This window comes from Bifidobacterium sp. KRGSERBCFTRI (genome assembly GCF_025908335.1).
The window spans coordinates 758027-784385 of the sequence record NZ_CP109653.1; the positions used below are offsets into that span (position 1 = coordinate 758027).

At 63.7% G+C, this 26359-nt stretch carries 16 protein-coding genes and 1 tRNA gene; 15 read left to right on the forward strand and 2 right to left on the reverse strand.

The window, feature by feature from the left end:
• Window positions 1-94: 94 nt before the first annotated feature.
• The 10 genes from rplU to rplA all read left to right on the forward strand — a co-directional run bounded on the left by rplU (window position 95) and on the right by rplA (window position 7935).
• The gene (rplU, locus tag OGI63_RS03120; protein WP_011742764.1) at window positions 95-403 is read left to right on the forward strand and encodes a 50S ribosomal protein L21; all 309 of its coding nucleotides are present in this window, start codon (window positions 95-97) and stop codon (window positions 401-403) included.
• A 39-nt stretch (window positions 404-442) separates the two neighbouring features.
• Complete coding sequence (gene rpmA, locus OGI63_RS03125) at window positions 443-694, forward strand: 50S ribosomal protein L27 (RefSeq protein WP_003807757.1); 252 nt, start codon at window positions 443-445, stop codon at window positions 692-694.
• Window positions 695-770: 76 nt separating this feature from the next.
• Complete coding sequence (gene obgE, locus OGI63_RS03130) at window positions 771-2462, forward strand: GTPase ObgE (RefSeq protein ID WP_011742765.1); 1692 nt, start codon at window positions 771-773, stop codon at window positions 2460-2462.
• An 82-nt stretch (window positions 2463-2544) separates the two neighbouring features.
• Window positions 2545-3678: a glutamate 5-kinase gene (proB, locus tag OGI63_RS03135; RefSeq protein ID WP_003807760.1), complete on the forward strand. Its 1134-nt coding sequence runs from the start codon at window positions 2545-2547 to the stop codon at window positions 3676-3678.
• A gap of 117 nt (window positions 3679-3795) precedes the next feature.
• Window positions 3796-5010: a pyridoxal phosphate-dependent aminotransferase gene (locus tag OGI63_RS03140; protein WP_172458538.1), complete on the forward strand. Its 1215-nt coding sequence runs from the start codon at window positions 3796-3798 to the stop codon at window positions 5008-5010.
• A gap of 256 nt (window positions 5011-5266) precedes the next feature.
• Window positions 5267-5342 (forward strand) — tRNA-Trp (locus tag OGI63_RS03145).
• A gap of 33 nt (window positions 5343-5375) precedes the next feature.
• Complete coding sequence (gene secE, locus OGI63_RS03150; RefSeq protein ID WP_003807764.1) at window positions 5376-5603, forward strand: preprotein translocase subunit SecE; 228 nt, start codon at window positions 5376-5378, stop codon at window positions 5601-5603.
• Between the two features lie 24 nt (window positions 5604-5627).
• Window positions 5628-6452 carry a transcription termination/antitermination protein NusG gene (gene nusG / locus OGI63_RS03155; protein WP_011742767.1) on the forward strand — a complete coding sequence of 275 codons (825 nt, stop codon included), beginning with the start codon at window positions 5628-5630 and terminating at the stop codon, window positions 6450-6452.
• A 344-nt stretch (window positions 6453-6796) separates the two neighbouring features.
• Complete coding sequence (gene rplK / locus OGI63_RS03160) at window positions 6797-7228, forward strand: 50S ribosomal protein L11 (protein ID WP_003807772.1); 432 nt, start codon at window positions 6797-6799, stop codon at window positions 7226-7228.
• Window positions 7229-7242: 14 nt separating this feature from the next.
• A complete protein-coding gene (gene rplA, locus OGI63_RS03165) occupies window positions 7243-7935 on the forward strand; it encodes a 50S ribosomal protein L1 (protein ID WP_003807775.1) in 693 nt (230 codons plus the stop codon).
• 147 nt (window positions 7936-8082) lie between these two features.
• On the opposite strand, the gene OGI63_RS03170 is transcribed toward rplA, so the two are convergent.
• A complete protein-coding gene (locus OGI63_RS03170) occupies window positions 8083-8862 on the reverse strand; it encodes a PucR family transcriptional regulator (protein WP_003807777.1) in 780 nt (259 codons plus the stop codon).
• A gap of 83 nt (window positions 8863-8945) precedes the next feature.
• Here OGI63_RS03170 and OGI63_RS03175 point away from each other — a divergent pair, with 83 nt between their 5' ends.
• Together OGI63_RS03175 and OGI63_RS03180 are read left to right on the forward strand one after the other, a co-directional pair.
• Window positions 8946-11051, forward strand: coding sequence for a DUF6020 family protein (locus OGI63_RS03175; protein ID WP_011742768.1), 2106 nt, complete (start codon window positions 8946-8948; stop codon window positions 11049-11051).
• A 71-nt stretch (window positions 11052-11122) separates the two neighbouring features.
• Window positions 11123-12073, forward strand: coding sequence for a biotin--[acetyl-CoA-carboxylase] ligase (locus tag OGI63_RS03180; protein ID WP_011742769.1), 951 nt, complete (start codon window positions 11123-11125; stop codon window positions 12071-12073).
• 414 nt (window positions 12074-12487) lie between these two features.
• On the opposite strand, the gene OGI63_RS03185 is transcribed toward OGI63_RS03180, so the two are convergent.
• The gene (locus OGI63_RS03185) at window positions 12488-13081 is read right to left on the reverse strand and encodes a biotin transporter BioY (protein WP_003807783.1); all 594 of its coding nucleotides are present in this window, start codon (window positions 13079-13081) and stop codon (window positions 12488-12490) included.
• A gap of 195 nt (window positions 13082-13276) precedes the next feature.
• On the opposite strand from OGI63_RS03185, the gene OGI63_RS03190 reads away from it, so the two are divergent.
• From OGI63_RS03190 to OGI63_RS03200, 3 genes are all read left to right on the forward strand, one after another.
• A complete protein-coding gene (locus tag OGI63_RS03190) occupies window positions 13277-15181 on the forward strand; it encodes a biotin carboxylase N-terminal domain-containing protein (RefSeq protein ID WP_011742771.1) in 1905 nt (634 codons plus the stop codon).
• 47 nt (window positions 15182-15228) lie between these two features.
• A complete protein-coding gene (locus OGI63_RS03195; RefSeq protein ID WP_370622422.1) occupies window positions 15229-16824 on the forward strand; it encodes an acyl-CoA carboxylase subunit beta in 1596 nt (531 codons plus the stop codon).
• A 74-nt stretch (window positions 16825-16898) separates the two neighbouring features.
• On the forward strand, window positions 16899-26234 hold the full coding sequence (locus OGI63_RS03200; protein ID WP_011742773.1) for a type I polyketide synthase: 9336 nt from the start codon (window positions 16899-16901) through the stop codon (window positions 26232-26234).
• Window positions 26235-26359: the final 125 nt, after the last annotated feature.

Genomic DNA, 26359 nt, shown 5'->3' on the forward strand with positions numbered 1-26359 from the left:
GTACGCGGGTATGTGTAGATTAGATTGCTGGTGTCTGGCCGCGAGGCTCGAACGTGCCGGGCAGTAAGCTTTCCAAGTTAATAAAGGAACGGATATGTACGCTATTGTGAAGGCCGGCGGCCATCAGGAAAAGGTCGAGGTCGGTGACGTCATCCTCGTCAACCGTCTCAACGCCAAGAAGGGCGACACCGTGGAGTTTCCGGCTGCCCTCGTGGTGGACGGCTCCAAGGTCATCCTCGGTGCCAAGGATCTCGCCAAGCTCACCGTCAAGGCTGAGGTTGTCAACGATGAGGCCAAGGGTCCGAAGATCAGCATCATGAAGTACAAGAACAAGACCGGCGTTGCTCGTCGCAAGGGCCATCGCCAGCAGCTGACTCTCGTCAAGATCACGGCTATCGCCTGATTCGCGTAGGGTTAGAGTCAAGGACCGAAAGGAACAGACATGGCACATAAGAAGGGCGCGTCCAGCTCGCGCAACGGTCGCGATTCAAACGCGCAATACCTCGGTGTGAAGAAGTTCGGCGGCGAAGCCGTCGTGGCCGGCAACATCATCGTTCGCCAGCGTGGCACCAAGTTCCACCCGGGCGAGAACGTCGGCATGGGCAAGGACCACACCCTGTTCGCCCTCAAGGACGGCAGCGTGAAGTTCGGCGTGCGTCGTGACCGCAAGGTCGTCGACGTGATTGCCGCCTGAGACACGCGCAAATAACGCTTTTGATGAAAGACCGCGCCCATATGGACGCGGTCTTTCTGTTATGTAAGGTAGATACATGAGTGATTTTGTGGATCGAGTGACCGTCCATGTCAAGGGCGGCGACGGCGGCAATGGTTCCGCCGGCATCCGTAGGGAGAAATACAAGCCGTTGGCCGGCCCGAACGGCGGCAATGGCGGCGACGGCGGTTCCGTGATCTTCATGGCCGATTCGAACGCCAACAGTCTGCTTGATTACCGTTTCATGCCCCACCGGGAGGCGGAAAGCGGCACGATGGGCCTGGGCGACACGAAGGACGGTTCGAAGGGCGCTGACCTGATCCTGCCCGTCCCGGTGGGCACGGTCGTGTTCGAAGCCAAGGGACCGCAGGGCAAGCCGAAGCATCCAGGCGAGCAGCTCGCCGACCTGCGTCATGCAGGAGACAAGTTCGTCGTGGCCGCGGGCGGCAACGGTGGTCTTGGCAATGCGGCGCTGGCCAATCGCACCCGTCGTGCGCCGGGCTTCGCACTGCTGGGCGAGCCGGGCGAGGAACGTGACGTCATCCTCGAGCTCAAGTCCATCGCCGACGTGGCGCTGGTGGGCTTTCCGTCCGCAGGCAAGTCGAGCCTGATCGCGGCGATGAGCTCCGCCAAACCGAAGATCGCCGACTATCCGTTCACCACGCTTGTGCCGAACCTCGGCGTAGTGGTGGCCGGCGACATGCGCTACACCATCGCCGACGTGCCGGGCCTGATTCCGGGCGCATCCCAGGGCAAGGGCCTCGGCCTCGAATTCCTGCGTCACATCGAACGTACTGAAATCATCGCCCACGTCATCGATTGCGCCACCCTCGAACCCGGCCGTGACCCGATGAGCGACTACCAGGCGCTCGAACACGAGCTCGCCGAATACGCCGGCAAGCTCGAACTGCCGCTCGGCGCGATTCCGATCCCCGAACGTCCGCGCATCATCATCCTCAACAAGGTGGATGTGCCGGAAGCCAAGGAACTCGCCGAATTCGTCAAGCCCGAATTCGAAAAGCTCGGCCTCAAGGTCCACATCATCTCCACCGCCTCCCACGAGGGCCTGAAGGAACTCAACTGGGCGCTGGCCGACCTCGTGACCAACATGCGCGCGGAAGTCGCCAAACGCGAGCAGGCCGAGGAAGAGGCCCGCGTGGTCATCAAGCCGCTCGAGGAGCCGCGCAATCGCCGTCGCCGTAACGACGAAGGCGGCAACGCGCTCGACTTCACCGTGGAACGCAAGGAGAACGGCAACGGCGAAGTCTGGTACGAGGTGCTCGGCACCAAGCCGGAACGTTGGGTCATGCAGACCAACTTCGATAATGACGAGGCCGTCGGCTACCTTGCCGACCGTCTGGCCAAGCTGGGCGTCGAAGACGAGCTGCGGCACAAGGGCGCCAAGCCGGGCGACGAAGTGCGCATCGGCCGTGGCGACCGTGCCGTGGAATTCGATTGGGATCCGACCATCGCGGCCGGCGCGGAAATGCTCGACGGCACCCAGTTGGGCGCACGCGGCGTCGACCTGCGACTGCAGGAATCGGATGGTCGTGCGCAGCGTCGTTCCAACACGGAACGCCGTCGCCAGTACCACGAGATGATGGACGCCCGTCAGGCCGTGCGCGAAGCCATGATGGCCGAACGCAAGGCAGGACACTGGGCCGATCCTTCCGTGGACGACGACCGTCACGACGAAACCAGTCTTTTTGGACGTGGCGAGACCGCCGACGACGAGGATGTGGAACAATAGAACCATCCAACGAAGCCCGCTGATGTGCCGATGGCATGTCGGCGGGCTTTTTCAATAGCCGGTAACGGTACCGGGAGGAACTATGAACACGCCATCGCAAGCGCAAGTGCGCAGGGCCATCGCCGAAGCGCAGACCATCGTGGTGAAGGTGGGCTCCAGCTCGCTGACCGAGCCGAGCGGCCACTTGGATCCGCAACGGTTGAACGCGCTTGTGGCGGCCATCGCCCGCGTGCGATTGATGGGCGGCCGCGTGGTGCTGGTCTCCTCCGGCGCGATCGCGGCCGGTTTCGGCACGCTCGGTTTCGACAAGCGTCCGACCGACGTAGCCGACCAGCAGGCGTGCGCCGCCGTCGGCCAAGGCCTGCTGATGGCCCAGTATGAGGCCGCTTTCGCACGGTACGGGCTGCGTGTCGGACAGATCCTCATCACCGTTTCCGACACGATCGCCCCACAGCAGTACCGCAACGTGCGCCGTACGCTCGACCGCCTGCTCGACTTGGGCGCGGTGCCGATCATCAACGAAAACGATTCCCTCGCGTCCAACGAGATCCGGTTCGGCGACAACGACCGTCTGTCCGCGCTCATCGCCAACATCGTCGTCGCCGACGCGCTCGTCCTGCTCACCGACGTGGACGCGCTGTACACCGCGCCGCCAAGCGAGCCCGGCTCGAAACGCATCTCCTATGTGCCGAACGTCGAGGACGCGCTGGCGAAGGTTCAGGTCGGCGGAACCGGCTCGAACGTCGGCACCGGCGGCATGGTCACCAAAATGGAGGCCGCGCGCGTCGCCGCGGTGTCCGGCATTCCCGCGGTGTTGACATGCGCGTCGAACGCAGGTCCCGCGATGATGGGCGATCCGGTCGGCACCGCGTTCGCGCCGATCAACGACCGCGGTTCGTCACGTAGGCTGTGGATTGGCTTCGCCTCCCACCCGCAGGGCACGCTGGTGGCCGATTCCGGCGCGGCCAAGGCGGTGCGCGGGGGAGCGGCCAGCCTGCTTGCGGCCGGCGTGGTGGAAGTGAAGGGCGATTTCGCCGCCGGCGACGCCGTCTGGGTTGACGACGAGCAGGGCAACCATTTGGCCAAGGGCCTGGTCGGCTTCGACTCCGAGGAGATCCCGCAGATGCTAGGACGCAATACGGCCCAGCTCAAGCGTTTCCTCGGCGAGGAATACGCGCATCCGCTGGTGCACCGCGACAATCTCGTACTGGTCTGAGCCAGTGCAAAAGGTGTGGTTAGGCCATCGATTTCGCTTCAAGCGAAGCGTTCGCGGCGAAATAGACGTGTGTCGTGGGGCTGTCGTTTTTCGCGTGGCAGGTCTAGCATTACAGGCATGACTATGGCTGACTGGCAGACTCTATCCGACCGTATCAATCACGTGGCTCCGAGCGCTACTCTGGCCGTCGATTCCAAGGCGAAGGCAATGAAGGCCGCCGGAATCGACGTCATCGGGTTCGGCGCGGGAGAACCGAACTTCCCAACCCCCGCACCAATCGTCGCGGCCGCGGCCGCGGCCGTGCAGGACCCGAAAAACTACCGTTACACGCCGACCGCCGGCCTACCGGAACTGCGCCAGGCCATCGCGGACAAGACGTTGCGCGACTCCGGCTACGAAGTCGATCCAAGCCAGGTCATCGTGACCAACGGCGGCAAGCAGGCCGTCTACGAATCGTTCCAGATTCTGCTCAACGAGGGCGACGAGGTCATCATCCCCACCCCGTACTGGACCAGCTATCCGGAAGCCGTGAAGCTCGCCGGCGGCGTGCCCGTGACCGTGTTCGCCGGCGCCGACCGCAACTTCGAGCCCAGCATCGAAGCCATCGAAGCGGCCCGCACCGAACACACGAAGGCCATCATCGTGAACACGCCGAACAACCCGACGGGCGCGGTGTGGAAGCCGGAAACCGTCAAGGCCATCGCGCAGTGGGCCATCGAACACCACGTGTGGGTCATTTCCGACGAAATCTACGAACACTTGAACTATGACGGCGCCAAAACCACGTACATCGGCGCCGCGGTGCCCGAAGTGCGCTCCCAGCTGCTCGTGCTCAACGGCGTGGCCAAAACCTACGCCATGCCGGGCTGGCGCGTCGGCTGGATGATCGCCCCCGTGGACGTGGCCAAGGCCGCATCCAAACTGCAGGGTCACATGACCTCCAACGTGAACAACATCTCCCAGCGTGCCGCCATCGAAGCCGTCTCCGGCTCCCTGGACGCCGTCTACGAGATGCGCGCCGCATTCGACAAGCGCCGCCAGACCATCGTCGCCGCGTTGAACGACATCGAAGGCGTGAACTGCCCGACTCCGACCGGCGCGTTCTACGCGTTCGCCGACGTGACCGCGCTGCTGAACAAACCGATCGGCACCAACAAGACCACGTTCGCCAACACTTCCGAACTGGCCGCCGCGTTGCTTGACGAAGGCCATGTCGCCGCTGTCCCGGGCGAGGCGTTCGGCGCTCCCGGCTATCTGCGCTTCTCCTACGCGCTTGCCGACGACGATCTGGTCGAAGGCATGCGTCGCATGAAGCGTTGGATCGAGGACTGAGCCGACCGGCCCCGCGCTCAACTGACGGAAAGTTCAGTTGATAGACGATATTTTTAGCGATTCGCGCTTCGGTGACATGCCGGGCGCGAATCTTTTTTTTCGTTGGAAAATAGCGGTTTCTTGCAATTCGTCGTGAATCGGGTTGGACGAAGTCGCGAAAACCCGCTATTATTTCGACTTGGCGGTTTTGCCGTCTGCTTCTTGCGTGGTTTTGCATAGAATCCTCGCCGGCAAGTGGAGACGGCAGAGTTCACCTAGGGAAGTGGCGCAATTGGTAGCGCAACGGTCTCCAAAACCGTAGGTTGTGGGTTCGAGTCCCGCCTTCCCTGCCAAGCTTCTTACAACAAGCCCAGCGGAGGATTATTATGGCGAAGGCGAAGAACAGCGAGAAGGCCATTAAGCCGAACATCTTCATGCGCATTGGCTTGTTCATCAAACAGATTATCGACGAACTCCGCAAGGTCGTCACTCCGACCAGCAAGGAACTGTTCTTCTGGTCCCTCGCCGTGTTTATCTTCGTGCTGCTGCTGATGGCACTGGTCACCGGCATGGACTACGGTCTGGGCAAGCTGACCCTGTGGATATTCGGCTGATAAACAACTTGAAGGTGAAAGTGCATGACTGACGAAGTGTTTTCCGACAACCTCGACGAGGCTTCCAAGGCTGATACCGAGGCTGCTGCCGCTGTTGAGGCGCTGCCGGCCGAAGGCGAGGCCGTCCAGGCCGTCGCCGCCGATCAGGCGACCGATGAGCAGGCCCAGTCCGAGCAGGACGCTCCGGAAGAGCAGACCGCGGAAACCACTGAGGATGAAGACACTGAGCAGGATGCCGGTGCCAAGGCCGTCGAGGAATTCTCCAAGAGCCTGCGCACGCTTGAAGGCAAGTGGTATGTGCTGCACACCTATTCCGGCTATGAGAAGCGCGTGAAGACCAACGTCGAATCCCGCGTGGCCAGCTTCGGTATGGAAGACAAGATCTTCCAGGTCGAAGTGCCGATGGAGGAAGTCGAAAAGCACACCGAAAAAGGCAAGAAGGTCATCACCCGCGTGCGTGTCCCCGGCTATGTGCTGATCCGCATGCTGCCGGATGAGAACGCCCGTCGTATCGTCCGCGAGACCGAAGGCGTCACCGGCTTTGTCGGCCCGACCAAGGATCCGGCACCGCTGACCCGCAAGGAAGTCGTCTCCATGATGGCTCCGATGATCGCTTCCGAAGCTCTCAAGGCCGCCGGAGACAAGCCGGCTGCAGCCAAGAAGCGCAAGCTTGAGGTCTCCTACGCTCCTGGCGATCAGGTCACCGTCACCGATGGACCGTTCACCACCATGGCCGCGGTTGTCTCCGAAGTGGATCCGTCCACGCAGAAGCTCACCGTGCTCGTGTCCATCTTCGGCCGTGACACGCCGGTGGAGCTAGGCTTCAACCAGGTTGAAAAATTAGCCTGAACGTGCATGACGGAGCGTTAGCTGCGTTGCTCCAAGCTTGACGCACCTTGGTACGCCTGCGCTTGGGCGCCTTGCTACCGCACGCGTCACACCCATTCAGGAACCTGAAATCGTGATTCTTTTGAACCCCGCTTCGGCGGGGTTTCTTTGTATGTATTGCCATACGCGCAATGTCGTGGCGGAATCGCATAATAGAAAAGTTGTGTCTGGAGGGTCTCGTGTGCCTGGACAAGGCGGCGGCACCTGCTAGCACAGCACAGCAATATACGTTGCGGAAGGAACCGGACGCGGGAGACCTACTCCGGTGCCGTTAACCACCGCTTCACAGAAAGAAGAACCATACAATGGCTCCTAAGAAGAAAGTCTCGGCGCTTCTCAAGCTCCAGATTCAGGCCGGCAAGGCCAACCCGGCTCCGCCGCTGGGCCCGGCTCTGGGTTCCCATGGCGTGAACATCATGGACTTCTGCAAGCAGTACAACGCTGCCACGCAGGACAAGATGGGCCAGGTCATCCCTGTTGAGATCACCGTTTACGAAGATCGTTCCTTCACCTTCATCCTGAAGACCCCGCCGGCAGCAGCTCTGCTGAAGAAGGCCGCTGGCATCCAGAAGGGTACCGAGAACCCGCTGACCCACAAGGTCGGCTCCGTCACCAAGGCTCAGGTCCGTGAGATCGCTGAAATCAAGATGGCTGATCTGTCCGCACGCGACGTCGAAGCCGGCATGAAGATCATCGCGGGCACCGCCCGTTCGATGGGTATCACGGTTACCGACTGAGAGGAGAAGGACTAATGGTACAGCGTTCCAAGAAGTATCGCGAAGCGGCTGAGAAGATCGATCGCAACAACCTTTACACCGCCAACGAAGCCATCGCTCTCCTCAAGAGCATGCCGGAGTACAAGTTCGACCAGACCGTTGAGGCCGTGCTGCGCCTGAACGTGGATCCGCGCAAGGCCGACCAGCTGGTCCGCGGTTCCGTGAACCTGCCGAACGGCACCGGTAAGACCGCCAAGGTCCTCGTCTTCGCCCGTGGCCCGAAGGCCACCGAAGCTCTCGAGGCTGGCGCCGACATCGTCGGTGACGACGACCTCGTGCAGAAGGTCGCCGACGGTTTCCTTGACTTCGATTCCGTCGTCGCCACCCCGGACATGATGGGCAAGGTCGGCCGCCTCGGCCGCGTGCTCGGTCCGCGTGGCCTCATGCCGAACCCGAAGACCGGCACCGTGACCATGGACGTCACCAAGGCCATCAAGGACATCAAGGGCGGCAAGGTTGACTTCCGTGTCGACAAGAACGGCAACCTGAGCTTCCTCATCGGCAAGATGTCCTTCACCGAGCAGGCTCTGGACGAGAACTTCAAGGCTGTGGCCGACGAAGTCAAGCGTCTGAAGCCGTCCACCGTGAAGGGCCGCTACGTCACCAAGGCGACCATCACCTCCACGATGAACCCGGGCGTCCCGGTTGATCCGGCGGTCGTTGCCTGAGTGCACAGAAGCTAAACTTCACCAAAAGACCCGTATCTGCAATCGCAGCATGCGGGTCTTTTCATATGTTCGGAAAGATTCATGACTTTATGACCGGATGACAGGTGCAACGGGCGTACCCAGACGCCACACCACCCGGGCAGCGGCTCAGCGGTCGCGCATACGGCCAATCGCCAGCGCGGTCGTCAGCACATACGCGTCACGCGGATCGGTGGCATCCCAGCCGGTTGTTTCGGCGGCACGCTTCAAGCGGTAGCGCACGGTGTTCGGATGCACATTCAGCTCCTTCGCCGTGTTCTCCAACGAACTGCCATACTTCAGGAACGTGGACACCGTCAGATAAGTGGGATCATCGGGATTCTCGCCGCGCAGCACCTGATATACGTTCCGATACAGTTCTTCACGCGCGTAATCATCACCCAGCAGCGCACGCTCCGGCAACAGCTCGTCGGCACGCAGCGGACGGGAAGGAGTGGACAGCGCCGGAGCCGCCTGCAGCGAGAACATCGTCTCACGCAACGCATGCGAAGCCCCCGCCACACCGGAACGGACCGGGCTCAAATACAGTGGCTCGTCCTCGCTGAACGCCGGCATGACCGCGGTACAGGTCACCTCCGGCGTGACCGCGCCCATCTGGCAAGCCAAAGCCAGCAGGAAAGTGCCGTACGTGCCGATGACCACATGCTCGCCACCCAAATCGCGCACCGCCTTGCGGATGGCGAGGGATGTCGAGGCAAGACTGGCCGAAGGCACCCCGCCGATCGCAAAACAGTTGAAATCGCCTTGCCATCCGAGAATGTTCATCAAGGAGACCACACGATCGTCGGTCATGTTCGTCAACAGGCATTCGAAAGCCAACCGCTCGATGGTCGTATCGTCGGTATGGCCTGACAAAAGGTCGAGGATGTCTGCCTGCTCGGAGTTCATAACCGTCCATTCTAATCGTCGTATCTGCGAATTGCCGCACGTTCGCCGACCGTTCCGGTCCCCATTCGCGCAGTGGCGGTAATATGCCGACTATGAGCGAAAACAAGAAAGCCGGAAAAGCCGACACGTTCCTCAGCTGGACGTTGGGCGTGCTCGCATGCCTGTGGGTGGCGTGGTGCTGCGGCATCGGCCCGCTGTACTGGTTTGGCACCGGACTCGCCGACTTCGGCTGGGCCAACGTGCTGTACATGGCGATCGCCTTCGTTGTTTCGTTTGCTATATTGTGGTCGCTGGTCCGTTACGGCCGTGGCGAGCGCGTGCTGCCGACGTATTTCTCACGTCGGTACGTCAAGCTGTGTCAGGAGGTGTCCGGCACGCCGACGACGGTATTGGGCATCATGCTGCGCCATCTGAGCGACGCCGCGCATAGCCGTCCGGGGCGCGCCATCCATGCGGTGATCGTCTGGATTGGTCGCAAGCTGACACGTTGCACCGACTGCTGGTGGAAGCTCATGCTGCTGTTCGTCATCGGCTGGCTGTGGATTCCGACCATCCTGCTTGCCGCGTACGGCGCCGACATCCGCTCCCAGATCCGCGAATTCAGCTGGGCGTTGAACCAGTGGACCGGACTGAAACAGCCGTACATCGGCTTCTTCTCATTCGTGCCGATGGACATCTATCCGACCGCGCATTACATGTGGCCGGCCAATCCCACGTATCTGACCGACCAGCACAACATCGTGCTGACCGTTTTCTACGGTGCGTTCGCCGCGGTCTCCCGGTATTTCACCGATTCCAACGACGCCGGCATCGTGGCGCTGGCCGCGCTGCAATGGCTGTTCGCCGCGTTCTGCTGCGCCGCCACCGCCAATCGTTTCTTCAATCTGCCGTGGCGTAGGCTGGGCGTCGGCACGTTCGACTTCTCCCATCCCGAACGGCACGACTGCTGGAACATGCGCGATTTCACCCATCCCGAGGCGGGTGTGGTGGCGCGTCCGTCCAGACTGCGCGCCGGCGCGAAGACGCGTTTCGTGATTCTGCTGTTCTTCATGGTGTGCCCGTTGGCGGTGTTCGCCACGATCTCACTGACCAAATCGCCGTTGTTCGCGTTCGCGTTCGTCTGGTGGTTCGGCGTGTGGTATGAGCTGCATATGACGCATATCAAGGCGCTGCCCACCATCAACGGCAAGCCCATGAAACTGCGCAAACGTTCCTTGGCGGCACTGTTCATGTCGAGCTGCGTCATGCTGATCAGCGCCAAATACGCGTGGTACATCATTCTGTTCGCCGCGCTGCTGGCCATCATCAACGACCGTAAACGTTGGAAGACGTACGTGGTCGCATTGATGCTGCCGACCGTGCTCATCCATGGCGGCCTCGTCTATCTGGTGAACAGCGGTGCCGTCATCGGCGGCGATCCGATCGAAAGCCGTGGCATCCAGCTGCAGCAGATCGCTCGCGTGGCGAAATACAATCCGCAGGGCATTCCCGAGGACGCGGCCAAGAAACTCGCTCCCGTCTTCAACCTCGACCAGATGGCCGAATCGTACTTCCAGCAGGACGCCGACCCGGTGAAATCGTCGGGTATCCAGTCCAAGAAGGTCAGCTACAAGTGGCGTACCGTCACCAAGGACGACATGAAGGATTTCAATGACGCATGGTGGCAGATCGTCAAGGCGAATCCTCAGATCGCGCTCGATGCGCTCTTCGCCGAATGCTTCGGATACTTCAACGTGACCGACCTGCCATACGTGTCGATGGACTACTACGTGAACAACGATTACGTGCAGTCCGACAACGAATGGATTCACCTGTACAACCACCAGTGGCGCAACCAGGTGGCCGGCTTTGCCAAGAAATGGGGGCAGATTCCCGTGCTTGGCTGGGTGACGCACGGCAACCTGTATGTCACGCTGACACTGCTGATCGGCGCCGCCGAAGTGGTGCTGCGTCGATGGCGGTCGCTGTCATGGCATCTGCCGTTGCTGCTGCTTATGGGTGTGATGATCACCGCACCGGCCAACAATTTCGAACGGCATATGCTTCCGATCGCATTCGTGTTCGGATTCCTGTGCCTGGAGTTCTGGCGCGAGTCGCGTGCCGCGCGGCTTGCCGCACGCGAGGCGTCGTACGTTGGCACGTCGACGGCGGGCAAACGGCGTATCGGCGGGCACCGAATCGACAGATAGCAGTCCGACAAGCAGGACGCCGACGAACGATATCTCGATGGACGACAGCTCGACGGACAGGAGAAGGAATCATGACGACCATATTGGATTCCGCATTGACCATGCCACGCACCTGCGTCGCGGCCGACCAGGTGATCGCGCTGGACTCAGTGGGCTCCACCAACACGTACGCCGCCGAATTGGTGCGCAAAGGCGCGCTGTTCGGCTCGGCCAGACGAGATGGCCTCGATGGCTGCGATGGACGCGATTGGACCGGCCGTGAAATCGTGGCGATCTGCGCCGACGAGCAGACCGCCGGCCGTGGCCGTCTCGACCATCAATGGACCAGCGCGGTGGGGGAGTCGTTCATCGTCTCCCTGGTGGTCAGCGTGCCTACGGCGATTGTGCGGGACACGTCCGTCAACGGCTGGCTGCAGATGATCGCCGGCTGCGAGGCGCGCAACGCGATTATCGCGGCCATCCGCGATTGCGGCGGCCCGCTCGGCAAGGACATCGTGCTCAAATGGCCGAACGACATTTTCGTCGACGGCAAGAAACTGGGCGGCGTGCTCGCCGAAATGGTTCCGCTTGCCGCAACTCCCATCGCGGACGGTGCGACTGGTACCACTGATGTGGCTGCCGCAACGGAACGCGTCGGCATCGTCTTCGGCATCGGCCTGAACCTGACCGTCCCCGAAGACCATCTGCCAACCGACAAGGCCACGTCGCTGCAGCTGGTCGCGCATGGCCTGCCCGATTCCATGACATTGCGCGACATGATCGCGGCCCATCTGGTGGACGGTTTGCGATCAAGGCTCGCCGATTTCGAAGCCGACCCGCATCGCGAGGCCACGCGTGCGATGGAGGAGATGCGTCCGGTCTGCTGGACGCTCGACAAGCCATGCGAGGCGCATTTCGTGGACGGCACCACCCTGCGCGGCACCGCGCTGGAACTCAACCCCGACGCCTCCCTCACCATCAGAGACGACAACGGCAACCTGCACACCGTGCACACCGCCGACGTAGGCGTCCTACCCCAATAATTCTCTAACCCTCATCCCTCATAAAGTCGTAAAGCGCTTTTTCGAAAATCGCACGTTTCAAAAAAACGCAATATTCGAGAAAAACGGCATTTCCCAAAATCGCAATATCCAAAAACCGCGCCACCCGCAAACGCAACATTCCCCCAAAACGAGGTGGGGCCGGCGGATACCAACGTAAGACCGTAAAAAACTCGGCCTGAGCGGCCCGGAGCGTGTCGCACGTTGGTATCCGCCGGCCCCACCGGACACAGCGAAAACGAAAATCACAGCGAAAACGGAAGACTGTATCAAAACCCGGAAATCACGAAGAAACCCGGAAATCACAGCGGAAATTCTCAGCGGAAAACCCTCAGCAGAAAATTCCCAGCAAAAAGTCGTAGAAAACTACCGCAGAAAAGTCGCTGCCGATAAAAGTCACTGCAGCTTTGCCAGTCCACTCGCGACCAACGAAGCCACAACCGCCTTGATGCAATCGCCCACAATGAAGCCCATCGAAGCGATGGCCACCACCGGCATCGCCACGCCCGTAATGGCGGACTGCACGATGAAGCCGAGCAGATAGTCAAGCACGATGCAGCCGGCCACGCAGGCGAACAGATACCGTGCGGCGGTCAACGCAGCATGCTTCGGGGAATCGACACGCGCCTTGCCCTTGAGCAGCGAGGTGACGACGGCGGCTGGCAGGAAACCGATGAGGAAGCCGGCGCTCGGGCCGACCAAAGCCATGGTGGACGCGCCGCCGGCGAACACCGGCAGACCAGCCGCGCCCGCGGCCAGATACATGAGCACCGCGGCGCCCGCCTGCTTCCACGGCAGCATCAGCGCGGCCAGCATGACCACGAAGGTCTGCAGGGTGATCGGAACCGGAGTGCCCGGAATCGGCACGGCGCCCGCCATGGAGGCGGCGGCGAGCAGCACGGCGAACAGCGTGGACTTCAAAACGGCGCCGAATTTGCCGCTGGTGGCCGTTTTGGCTGCGGATGAGATGGTCAGGATTGCGTTGCGCATGGTGGAATCCTCCCTTTTTTGCGGATGCTACAGGATGCTACAAAAAGTGACGAAAATGAGTCTTTCGTCAATCAATGCTCCCCATCGTAGGGTTGCTAAGTTTCGGTAACGTTTGTGGAGCCTTACAAAAAGATTGCGAATCTTTTGTGGGAAACGAGTTCGTCGAATCACGCCTCGACCGCCAAACTTGACATTATGCCTAAGAATGTCAACAAACTACTGGTGGCGAATCGCGGCGAAATCGCGCTTCGAGTCGTGCGCACCGCACGTGAGATGGGGATTCCCACGGTCGCGGTCTACGCCGAACAGGACCGTCACGCACAGTACGTGCAGATGGCCGATGATGCGTATCTGCTGTCTGGCGACACCTACAAGGACACGTATCTCAACGAGGATCTGCTCATCGACATCCTGCAGCGCAGCGGTGCCGACGCGGTGCACCCCGGCTATGGCTTCCTTTCCGAAGTCGCAAGCTTCGCGCAGAAGGTCCTCGACGCCGGCGCCACGTGGGTCGGCCCGAATCCGAAGGCGCTCGTCGACCTGGGCGACAAGATCACGGCCCGCCGCGTGGCCACTTTCGCGAAGGTGCCGCCGGTTCCCGGCATTTCCCAGTCGATTTCCGACATGCGACTGCTGCTCGACTTCGCGCACACGCACGGCTATCCGCTGATGCTCAAGCGCACCGACGGCGGTGGCGGCCGCGGCATCACGCTCGTGCACAACGACGACGAGCTGCGTGGCTTCTACATGAACCACGATGCGCTGCAGGGCGGCGATTTGGACGAGTATTTCGTCGAACGGTTCATCGACAAGGGCCGTCACGTCGAAACGCAGTGCGGACGCGATTCGCACGGCAATTTCACCGTGTATTCCACCCGCGACTGCTCCGTGCAGCGCCGCAACCAGAAGCTTGTTGAGGAAGCTCCGGCGTCGTTCCTTCCCGACGGCGTGCTCGAACAGCTGGAAACCTATTCCCGCCGCCTGTTCGACGCGGTCGATTACGTAGGACTTGGCACCTGCGAATTCATGGTGACCGAGCAGGGCAAGGTCTACTTCCTGGAAGTCAATCCGCGTCTGCAGGTGGAACACACCGTCAGCGAAGAGGTCTGCGGCCTCGATTTGGTGCGAGAACAGCTCACCATCGCCAACGGCGGCGAGCTAACCGTCGACCACCCGCTGCGCGGACACAGCTTCGAACTGCGTCTGACCTGCGAGGATCCAGCCAAGAACCTCGCGCCGAGCTCCGGCACGCTGACCAAGCTCGCATGGCCGTCCGGCCCGGGCATCCGCGTCGATTCCGGCGTGGTGGAAGGCGACACCGTCTCCCCGAAGTTCGATTCGATGATGGGCAAGCTCGTGGTCACCGCCTCCGACCGTGCGACAGCCGTGGCACGTGTGCGCCGCGCGTTGGAAGAGCTCAAGGTGGAAGGCGTGCCGACCCCGGCAAGCCTGTTCGAGCAGATCTTCAACGACGACGAGTTCACCGCCGAGCATGGCGTGGCCTACGACGTGAGCACGAAATGGCTGGAACGCAAGTACCTGAACAAGGAAGCATCCTCCACCAAGGGCGGCCAGCCGGCATCCATGGCCGGCGCTTCGGGTGCGAAGGAAGCCGAGCAGAAGGAATCCAGCGAAACCTTCGTCATCGAAGTCAACAACCATCGTGTGTCGCTGACCGTGCCGAACGACATCGTGGCCAACCTGACCGGCGGCGCCAAGGCGCGTGACGCCAAGCGCGCCATCCAGCCGCTGCGCGGACAGGGCCTGCACCACGTCGAAAAGAAGCAGCAGGGCAACGACGGCCAGTCCGGTGTGATCGCCAGCCCGATGCAGGCGGTCGTCACACGCATCAACGTCGTCGAAGGCCAGGACGTGGCCAAGGGCGACCTGCTCGTCGTGCTCGAATCCATGAAGATGGAGAACTACGTGTACGCGCCGGTCAAGGGCACCGTCACCAAGATATTCGTCGGCCCGGCGGCAGGCATCGAAGCGGGCGAGACGTTGATGACCATTGACGTCAACGGCGCTTCCAAGGCGGCTGACGGCAAGCCGGCAACGGACGGTAATACGGAAACCAAGACGGAAGGCGGCGCGAAATGACCGACATCATCGCAAGCCCGGCCGTCAAAGAGGCCGTGAAGGTCGTCATGGAACAGCAGGAGCGACTGGGTGACGAAGCGGCTGCCGAAGCCCGCGAATCGCAGCCGATCCGTACGTCCGTGCTGCGTGCCGCGCAGCTCGCCGCCGAAGCCGAAGACCATGCCCGCGGTCGCCAGCACGTCAAAGGCAAGCTGACCGCGCGCGAACGTCTCGATCTGCTGCTTGATACCGGTTCCTTCGAGGAAATCGGCCGTTTCCGCGGCGGCGACATCAACGGTGGCCGCGCAGGCTCCGCCGTCATCACCGGCTTCGGCGAGGTGTTCGGCCGCAAAGTGGCCGTCTACGCGCAGGACTTCTCCGTCAAAGGCGGCACGCTTGGCGTGGCCGAAGGCCGCAAGATCTGCCATCTGATGGACAAGGCGCTCGACCTCAAGGTGCCGATCATCGCGCTCATCGACTCCGGTGGCGCGCGCATCCAGGAGGGTGTGGCCGCGCTGACCGAATACGGCCACCTGTTCCGCAAAACCTGCGACGCCAGCGGTTTCGTGCCGCAGCTATCGCTGATCCTCGGCCCCTGCGCCGGCGGTGCCGTCTACTGCCCGGCCCTGACCGACCTGATCATCATGACCCGCGAGAATTCCAACATGTTCGTCACCGGTCCCGACGTGGTCAAAGCGGCCACCGGCGAAGTGATCAGCATGGACGATCTGGGCGGCGGCTACGTGCACAACGCCACGTCCGGCGTGGCCCACTATCTCGGCGAGGACGAGGCGGATGCGATCGACTACGCGCGTACCGTGCTCGCCTATCTGCCGTCCAACTCTGACCAGCAGCCGCCGGTCTACGCGTACGCGGCCACCCGCGCCGACCGTGACGTGGCCAAACGCCTCGCCACCCTCGTGCCGGACAACGACCGCCAGCCGTATGACGTGCTCGACGTGATCCGCTGCATCGTGGACTACGGTGAATTCGTGCAGGTGCACGAACTGTTCGCCGCTTCAGCGGTGGTCGGCTTCGCCTGCATCGACGGCCATCCCGTCGGCATCGTGGCCAACCAGCCGAACGTCAACGCCGGCATTCTCGACGTCGACTCATCCGAAAAAGTGGCGCGATTCGTGCGCTTGTGCGACGCGTTCAACCTGCCGGTCGTCACCTTGGTGGACACCCCGGGCTACAAGCCGGGCGCCGAACAGGAACATGCGGGCATCATCCGCCGTGGCGCGAAGGTCATCTACGCCTACGCCAACGCGCAGGTGCCGCTCGTCACCATCATCCTGCGCAAGGCCTTCGGTGGCGCATACATCGTGATGGGCTCTAAATCCATTGGCGCGGACATGAACTTCGCCTGGCCATCCAGCCAGATCGCGGTGCTCGGCGCGGCCGGCGCGGTCAACATCATCCACCGCAAGGACCTGCAGAAAGCCAAAGACAACGGCAAGGACGTCGAAGCGCTGCGCGCCAAGTACATCGCCGACTACGAACGCACCACCGTCAACGCGAACCTTTCGCTGGAAATGGGCGAGATCGACGCCATGATCGACCCCGAACAGACACGCGAGACCATCATCGAATCGCTCCGCCTGCTCGCCAGCAAGAAACGCGTGCGCCGAACCAGCAAACACCACGGCAACCAGCCGCTGTGACGGACGCAACGCGACGTAACCAACGTAAGCAACCACAACAATCGCAAGAAATTTTGGAACAAGTAAGGAAGATTATGAACACCTTTTTTCTTGATCGACTGAACAGCGAGCCCCACGCGCTCGCCTTCGCCGGCCAATCCACCCCGTGGCCGGTGGCGCTCGCCGACCAGAGCGCGAATCCGGCGCTCGACGAGGTCCTGCACACCCATGCGGCCGCCGCGCAGGCGCTGCTGTATCCGGTGTCCGCCGAGCTGCTCGCCACCACCGGACGCCCGGTCGACCTGTTCGGCTTCGAACCGAACCCGGCACGTCTGGGCGCCGCAGCCGCGGCTTCCGCCAGCGTTCCCGGCATCGCGCTGACCCAGCTGGGCGCGCTGCTCGACGCCGCCGCACTCGGCTACAATCCGGCCCAGGCCAAGCCGGTCGTGGTGCTCGGCCACTCCCAGGGCGTGCTTGCCGTGCATATGGTGCAGGCGATCTGCGAAGCCGGTTCCATCGACGCAGCCGCAGCCAAGATCGACGAGATTCTTGCGATCGCAACGCTGATCGGCGTCGCCGGCACCCGTCAGGCACGCCAGCTCGGTCTCGCCGCACGCCACGGCGAGGCGACCCCGATGCTGTCCGTCAAGGACATCACCCGCGCCCAGGTGGACGCGCTGATCGAACGCGTCGACGGCGCACGTGGCCCGATCGCCGTGGCCGTCACCAATTCCGCCACGCATTACGTGTTGTCCGGCTATCCGGAGGACCTGGCCGCATTCGGCGTGGAGGTCGCCAAGGAACACAAGCGTCAGGCCAAGCTGCGCGAGGAGAAGGTGCGTGGCGGCCGCGTGTTCGACCCGACGCTCGAATATCTCGACGTGACCCTGCCGTTCCACAGCCCGCTGATGGCCGATGCCGTCTCCCAGGCCGTCGCATGGGCCGAGGCCTGCGGCATCAACGCCGACCATGCCCGTGAGCTCGCCGCCGAAGTGCTGCTCAACCATGTGGATTGGGCCGCCCGCGTGCGCGCCCTGATGAAGTCCACCGATCCGAGCGCCCTGTGGGTGCTGGACTTCGGTCCGGGCAACACCGTCGGCAAACTGTTCTCCACCGTGGCCCAGGGCACCGGCGTCGGCGTGGTGGAAGCCTCCACCGTGGCCGATCGCGGCGCGCTCTCCACGCTCGAGACCCTGCCGGAACGCACCCAGAACTGGACGCGTTTCGCGCCGAGCATCATCCACACGTCCGCCGGAGACAAGGTGCGCACCGCGTTCACCGAACTTACCGGCAAGGCTCCGGTGCTGCTGGCCGGCATGACCCCGACCACCGTGGAGCCGGAGATCGTGGCGGCTGCCGCCAACGCCGGCTACTGGGCCGAGCTCGCAGGCGGCGGCCAGGTCACCGCCAGCGTGTTCGACCGTCACGTGGCCAAGCTCGAGGAGGAACTCGAGGAAGGCCGCACCGTCGAATTCAACGCCATGTTCATGGACCGCTACCTGTGGAACCTGCAGTTCGGCTCCCAGCGCATCGTGCCGAAGAAGCGTGCCAGCGGCACCCCGATCGACGGCGTCGTCGTCTCCGCAGGCATTCCGGAATTCGACGAGGCCGTGGAACTCATCCACAACCTCAACGCCGACGGCTTCCCGTACGTGAGCTTCAAGCCGGGCACCGTCGACCAGATCCGCCAGGTGGTGCGCATCGCCAAGGCCGTCGCGCCAACCAAGGTGCTCATCGAGGTCGAAGGCGGTTCCGCAGGCGGCCACCACTCTTGGGAATCGCTTGACGATCTGCTGCTGAGCACCTACGCCGAAGTGCGCGAGCAGGCCAACCTCGTGCTCGTGGTCGGCGGCGGCATCGGCACGCCGGAACGCGGCGCCGACTACATCACCGGCGAATGGGCCGCCGAATACGGCCGTCCGCTCATGCCGGTGGACGGCGTGCTCGTCGGCACCGCCGCCATGACCGCCAAGGAAGCGCACACCAACCCTGAAGTCAAGCAGATGCTCGTCAGCACTCCTGGCATTCCGGCCAAGGGCGACGACAATGATCCGTTCGCCCCGCTGGGCGAGCAGTGGGTTCCGTCCGGACAGGCCAAGGGCGGCGTCACCTCCGGTCTGAGCCACCTGCACGCCGACATCTACGAGCTGGAGAACTCCTCCGCCCGCTGCGGCCGCCTGCTGGTGCGCGTCATGAAGCACCCGGAGGAGCTGGAAAGCCGTCGCGACGAGATCATCGCGGCGCTGAACGCCACCGCCAAGCCGTATTTCGGCGATCTGAAGACCATGACCTACCTTGAGTGGGCCCAGCGTTTCGCCGACCTCTCCTTCCCGTGGGTGGACGAAACCTACGCCGATCGCTTCCTGCACCTGCTGCAGCGCATCGAAGCCCGCGTCACCACGCAGGAAAGCGGCGAATTCGCATCGCTGTTCGCTTCCCGCGCCGACGTCGAAGCCGATCCGAACGCCGCGATCGCCAAGCTTGCCGAAACCTACCCGCAGGCCGGCAAACTGACCGTCACCCCGATGGACGAGGCATGGTTCCCGGTGCTCGTACGCGAGTATCCGAAGCCGATGCCGTTCGTGCCGGTCATCGACAACGACCTGCTGCGTTGGTGGGGCCAGGACCAGCTGTGGCAGTCCGAGGACTCCCGCTATTCCGCCGATTCCGTGCGCATCATCCCCGGCCCGATCTCCGTGGCCGGCATCACCACCGTGGACGAGCCGGTGGCCGACATCCTCGGCCGCTTCGAAGCCGCCATGGTCAAGCGCGTGTCCGCCGAATCGGCGAGCGCCGACAAGACCGCCTTCGCCCAGTTGGGCGCGGCCGTCTCCGCCGAGGAATTCATCCGCAAATCCCCGAACATCTCCTGGGTCGGCCACCTCATGGCCAACCCGGCGTACGGCACCGCCAACGGCGACGCCAACTACGAGATCCGCAAGGTGGCCGTTGAAGGCAGCGTCGAAAAGTACGACCTCGACATCCATCTCGACACCTTCTGGGACAACGATCCGGACGGCGGCGCCTCCAAGCACGCCGTACGCGACATCGTCATTCCGCTGAACGTCGACGGCAACGAATCCGGCCTGTTCCCGGTCGTGGACCGCGACCGTCTGCCGGAGCACGTCTACCGCATGCTCGCCGACACCGCGGGCATCGGCAACACCGCCATCACCGGCGACAAGCTCACCGCCATGCCGCAGATCGAGGAAGTGTCCGACAAGACCGCCTTCCCGTTCGGCCAGGCGCACACCGGCTACACGCTGTCCGCCAACCTCGGTTTCGACCATGAGGCCGCCACCGGCGGCGCGCTGCCGAGCGACCTCGTGCCGTCCCGCATCGCCCCGGACGCGCTCGTCGGACCGGCTTGGCCCGCCATCTACGCGGCCCTCGGCTCCGTGTACGTCAACGGCTTCCCGGTCATCGAAGGCCTGCTCAACGCCGTGCATCTCGACCACCTCATCGAACTCGAGGTGAGCGAGGACGAGCTGCTGAAGCACACCGGCGAGCGCATCGAGCTCACCAGCTGGGCCGACGACTACTTCGAATCCGCTTCCGGCCGTGTGGTGACCATCCACGTCACGCACACCGCTCAGGACGGTACGCTGCTTGCCAACGAAACCGAGCGTTTCGCCATCCGCGGCCGCGCGTACTCCGACGCGCTGCCGCCGGAAGCGCCCGACTATGGTGGAATCGAAGCCGAAATCGAAAGCACTCCGCGCCGTCTGCTGCGTCGTGTGAAGGTCGTCGCTCCGCACGAGATGACCGCTTTCGCCCGTACTTCCGGCGATTTCAACCCGATTCACACCTCTCATCGCGGTGCCGCCGTCTCCGGTCTCGCCGCGCCGCTCGTGCACGGCATGTGGCTGTCCGCCACCGCCCAGTACGCGGTGCAGGCGCTCGACGAGAAGGGCGCGCATTACGAGATCGCAGGCTGGACGTACAACATGTACGGCATGGTGCAGCTCGACGACGAGGTGGAGATCTCCATCGAACGCGTCGGCCGTGTGGCCCACGCCGGCATGGTGCTGGAAGTGACCAGCCGCATCGACGGCAATATCGTGTCCCGTGGCACCGCCATCGTGCGTGCGCCGAAGTCCGCCTTCGTCTACCCGGGCCAGGGCATCCAGAAGCAGGGCATGGTGCTCGACGAGCGTGCCAAGTCCCCGGCCGCACGCGAGGTGTGGGAGCGCGCCGACAAGGTGACCCGCGAGAAGCTCGGCTTCTCCATCCTCGCCGTCGTGCGTGATAATCCGAAGGAACTGACCGCCAACGGCGTGACCTACCGTCATCCGGAAGGCCTGCTCAACCTGACCCAGTTCACGCAGGTGGCGCTCGCCACCGTGGCGTTCGCCCAGACCGCTCGTCTGCGCGAAGCCGGCGCGGACATCTGGCCCGCCTACTTCGCTGGCCACTCGCTGGGCGAGTACAACGCGCTGAGCTCCTTCGCAGGCGTGATTCCGCTGGAAACCGTGCTGGAGCTGGTGTTCCACCGTGGCTCCACCATGCACCACCTCATTCCGCGTGACGAGAAGGGCCGTTCCAACTACCGTATGGGCGCGCTGCGTCCGAACCAGTTCGGTGTGGGCGACGACGGCGTGCGCGAATACGTCGAATCCGTTTCGAAGGCTTCCGGCGAGTTCCTGGAGATCGTCAACTACAACCTTGCCGGACAGCAGTACGCCGTGGCCGGCACCATCGCCGGTCTGAAGGCGCTGAAGGCCGATTCCGCCCGTCGCGTCGCCGAATACGGCGGCAAGCCGGCGTTCATGCTGGTGCCGGGCATCGACGTGCCGTTCCATTCCACGCTGCTACGCAAGGGTGTGCCGGAGTTCCGCGACAAGCTTGACGCGCTGCTGCCGAAGCACATCGACTACCGTGGCCGTCTGGTTGGCCGTTACATTCCGAATCTGGTGGCCGTGCCGTTCGAGATGACCAAGGAATTCGCCGCGAAGATCCTCGAGGTCGTGCCGTCCGAGCGCATCAAGGCCGCGTTGGACGATCCGAAGGTGTGGGATTCCTACGCCGAGGACGACCAGAAGCTCGGCCGTCTGCTGCTCACCGAACTGCTGAGCTGGCAGTTCGCCTCCCCGGTGCGTTGGATCGAAACCCAGGCGCTGCTGTTCGGTTCCGCCGAACAGGGTGGCCTTGGCGTGGAGGAGTACGTCGAGGTGGGTCTCGGCAACGCTCCGACGCTCGCCAACCTCGGCGCCAAGACGCTGCGCCTGCCGCAGTTCGCCGGCCGTGACGTGACCGTCTACAACGTCGGCCGCGACGAAGGCCGCGTCTACATGACCGATTCCGATTCCCTCGTTGCCGACGACGATGCTGACGATTCCGTCGCAGCACCGGCAGCAGCTTCGGCTCCGGCCGCTGCCGCCGCAGCGCCTGCCGCGGTCGCCGCAGCACCCGTCGCCGCAGCCCCGGCTGCCGCTGCACCGGTCGCACCTGCCGGCGCTCCGTCCGGCGCCGCAGTCGCGGATATTCCGTTCAACGCTTCCGACGCGATCGCCATGCTGCTGGCATATTCGGCGAAGGTGCGTCCGGACCAGATCGGCGAATCCGACACCACCGACACCCTGACCAACGGCGTCTCCTCTCGCCGTAACCAGCTGCTTATGGACATCAGCTCCGAGCTGGGCGTGGCTTCCGTGGACGGCGCCGCCGAAGCGACCGTCAAGGCGCTGAGCGCGCTGGTCGACAAGGTGGCCCCGAACTACAAGGCGTTCGGTCCGGTGCTGTCCGACATCGTCCGCGACCGTGTGCGCGGCCTGTTCGGCGCCGCCGGCGTGAAGCTCGGCCAGATCACCAAGCGCGTGACCGACACCTGGCAGCTCGGCGAAGGCTGGGCCTCCCACGTGGTCGCAGCCCTTGTGCTGGAAACCCGCGAAGGCGCCAGCTCCCGCGGTGGCGACCTCGCCTCGCTGAGCACCGAAGCCGCTTCCAATGCGGCCGCCGCCAACGCGCTGATCGACGCGGCCGTGCAGAAGGTCGCTTCCGACAAGGGCGTGGCCGTCGCCATGCCGAGCGCAGGTGGCGCAGCCGGTGGCGCCGTGGTCGATTCCGCAGCCTTGGACGCGTTCGCGGCCAAGGTGACCGGTGCCGACGGCGTGCTCGCCTCCACCGCCAAGTTCGTGCTGAACCAGCTGGGCGTCACCGCTTCGGTCGCCGACGATTCCGCCGACGAGAACGCCGCCGTGGTGGCCGCCGTCGAAGCCGAGCTCGGCTCCGACTGGCCGAAGCAGGTCGAGCCGCGCTTCGACGAGCGCAAGGCCATCCTGTTCGACGACCGTTGGGCATCCGCACGCGAGGACCTGTCCCGCGCCTACTACGACAACGACGCCTCCGCACTGGACGGCAGCTTCATCGGCCTGGGCAAGGCCGTCGCCGACGAAGCCGCATGGTATGCGGGCAAGACCGCTGACGTCGAGCTTGCCGCCGCGTTCAAGCGCGTGGCCGACGAGGCGCTCGAGCAGACGAACGATTCCGCCGAAGCAAGCCGCTTCGCAGGCGATATCGCCGTCGTGACCGGCGTTGCCCCGAACTCCATCGCAGCGCAGGTGGTCAACGGCCTGCTCGCCGGAGGCGCGACCGTCGTGGCCACTTCGCACAGCTTCAGGCAGAGCGTGAAGGCCTGGGCCAAGCAGACCTACCGCGAGCATGCGGCAGGCGACGCCAAGCTGTGGCTCGTTCCGGCGAACCTGTCCAGCTACCGTGACGTGGACGCTCTCGTGGCGTGGGTCGGCAACGTGCAGAAGAAGACCTCCGGCGCGACCACCACGATCCTGAAGCCCGCCTACGAGCCAAGCCTGTTCTTCCCGTTCGCCGCTCCGCCGGTGCACGGCACGTTGGCCGATTCCGGCGAGCTGTTCGAATCGCAGGCGCGCCTCATGCTGTGGGGTGTGGAACGCGCGATCACCGGCTTCGCGAAGATCGGCGCCGACACCGACGTGCAGCACAAGCTGCATGTGATTCTGCCGGGCTCCCCGAACCGTGGCGTCTTCGGCGGCGACGGCGCGTACGGCGAGGTCAAGAGCGCCTTCGACGCGATCGTCAACCGCGCCCGCGCCGAAAAGGTGTGGTCCAGCCGCGTCACCTTCGCCCACCCGAAAATCGGCTGGGTGCGTGGCACCGGCCTGATGGGCGGCAACGATCCGCTGGTCGAAGTCGTGGAACGTCACGGACTGAAGACCTACTCCACCGCCGAAATCGCGGTCAAGCTGCTCGAGCTGTCCACCAAGGAATCCCGCGAGCAGGCCGTCAAGGCCCCGCTCGACGTGGACCTGACCGGCGGCCTCGGCAGCGAGCCGATCGACATCAAGGCACTGCGCGCCGAAGCCATGGAGGACGCGGCCAAGGCCGCTGCCGCCGAAGCCGGCGATGAGGACAAGCAGGGCGATTGTGCCGCTGCGGCAACGCTGATCAAGGCGCTGCCGAGCCCGCGCGCCCCGCGTCAGGCGAAGGTCGATCTGAAGGATTGGCAGCACGTCACCGCCCGTCCGGAAGACGAGATCGTCATCGTCTCCATCGGAGAGCTGGGCCCGTGGGGCTCCGGCCGCACCCGTTTCGAAGCCGAACTCGGCATCCACTCCGACGGCAAGGTCGACCTGTCCGCCGGCGCGGTGCTCGAACTGGCTTGGAACATGGGCCTGCTGACCTGGAACGACAGCCCGAAGCCGGGCTGGTACGACACCGACGGCAACCTGGTGCCCGAAGAGGATATCGCCGAACGCTACCACGACGAGGTCGTGGCCCGCTCCGGCGTGCGTCCGTTCGAAGAGGGCATGGGCAACGATTACAAGGACGGTGCCGACGAGGAGGAGGCCGAGGTGTTCCTCGACCACGATGTGACCTTCTCCGTTCCGACCCGTGAGATCGCCGAGGAATACGTCAAGCTCGACGAAGCCCACACCAGCTACGCGGCCGACGCCGAATCCGGCGAGTGGAACGTCACCCGCCACGCCGGCTCCATGATCCGCGTGCCTCGCCGCGCGGCCATGACCCGCACCGTCGGCGGTCAGTTCCCGAAGGGCTTCGACCCGGTCAAGTGGGGCATTCCGGCCTCCATGGTCGGCGACGTGGACAAGATCGCCCTGTGGAACATCGTCACCACGGTCGACGCCTACCTGTCCGCGGGCTTCACCCCGGCCGAGATCCTCGAAGCCGTGCACCCGTCCATGGTGGCCTCCACGCAGGGCACCGGCTTCGGCGGCATGGCCTCCATGAGGAAGCTGTACCTGGACCGCTTCCTCAACCATGAGATTCCGACCGACATCCTGCAGGAAGCCCTGCCGAACGTCGTCGCGGCACACGTGATGCAGTCCTACATCGGCGGCTACGGCAACATGATCCAGCCGGTTTCCGCCTGCGCCACCGCAGCCGTCTCTCTGGAGGAAGGCGCCGACAAGATCGCCCTCGGCAAGGCCGACTTCGTGGTCACCGGCGCGATCGACGACATCGGCGTGGAATCCGTGATCGGCTTCGGCAACATGAACGCCACCGCCAACTCCGAGGAGATGTATGCCAAGGGCATCGACGCGCGCTTCTTCTCCCGTGCCAACGATCGTCGCCGCGGCGGCTTCGTGGAATCCCAGGGTGGTGGCACCATCCTGCTGACGCGTGGTGACATCGCGCTGAAGCTCGGCCTGCCGGTCGCCGGCGTGGTCGGATTCGTCCACTCCTATGCGGACGGCGCGCACACCTCCATCCCGGCTCCGGGACTGGGCGCGCTCGCAGCGGGCATGGGAGGCAAGGACTCCAAGCTCGTGCATGACCTCGCCAAGCTCGGCGTCACGCCGGACGACATCGCCGTGGTCTCCAAGCACGACACGTCCACCAACGCCAACGACCCGAACGAGTCCGAACTGCACAACACGCTGGCCCACGCCATCGGCCGCACCGACGGCAACCCGCTGTTCGTGATCTCCCAGAAGTCGCTCACCGGCCATGCCAAGGGCGGTGCCTGCATCTTCCAGGTCAACGGCCTGACCCAGCTGTTCAAGTCCGGCGTCGTTCCGGCGAACGCGGCCCTCGACTGCGTCGACCCGAAGCTCAAGCGCGACGACCACATGGTCTGGCTGCGCGAGCCGCTGAAGGTCGGTTCCGTCAAGGCCGGCCTGGCCACGTCGCTCGGCTTCGGCCACGTGTCCGGCTTCGCCGCGATCGTCAACCCGGGCGCCTTCGAGGCTTCCGTGGCCAACACCGCGGGCGAGGACGCGCTGAACGAATGGCGCGACCGTGCCAACGCGCGTCTCGCCGCCGGCCAGCGTCGCCTTGAAGAGGGCATGATGGGGCGCGCCGCGCTCTACGAGCCGATCGACAACCGCCGCTTCCACGAGGACGGCCGCGGCTACGACGCGCACGAGGTGGAGAAGGCCATGCTGCTCGATCCGAACGCGCGCCTCGCGTCCACCGGCTATTTCGAAGCGTGAGACGGCTACGTCGAAATCTGTCCTGAATATGGGCAAATGATGACGGCCTGATAAGAAAAGGGCGATACTTCTGCACAGATGTGTCGCCCTTTTCCATATGACATGGTCGGGGCATTCCCGGGGTA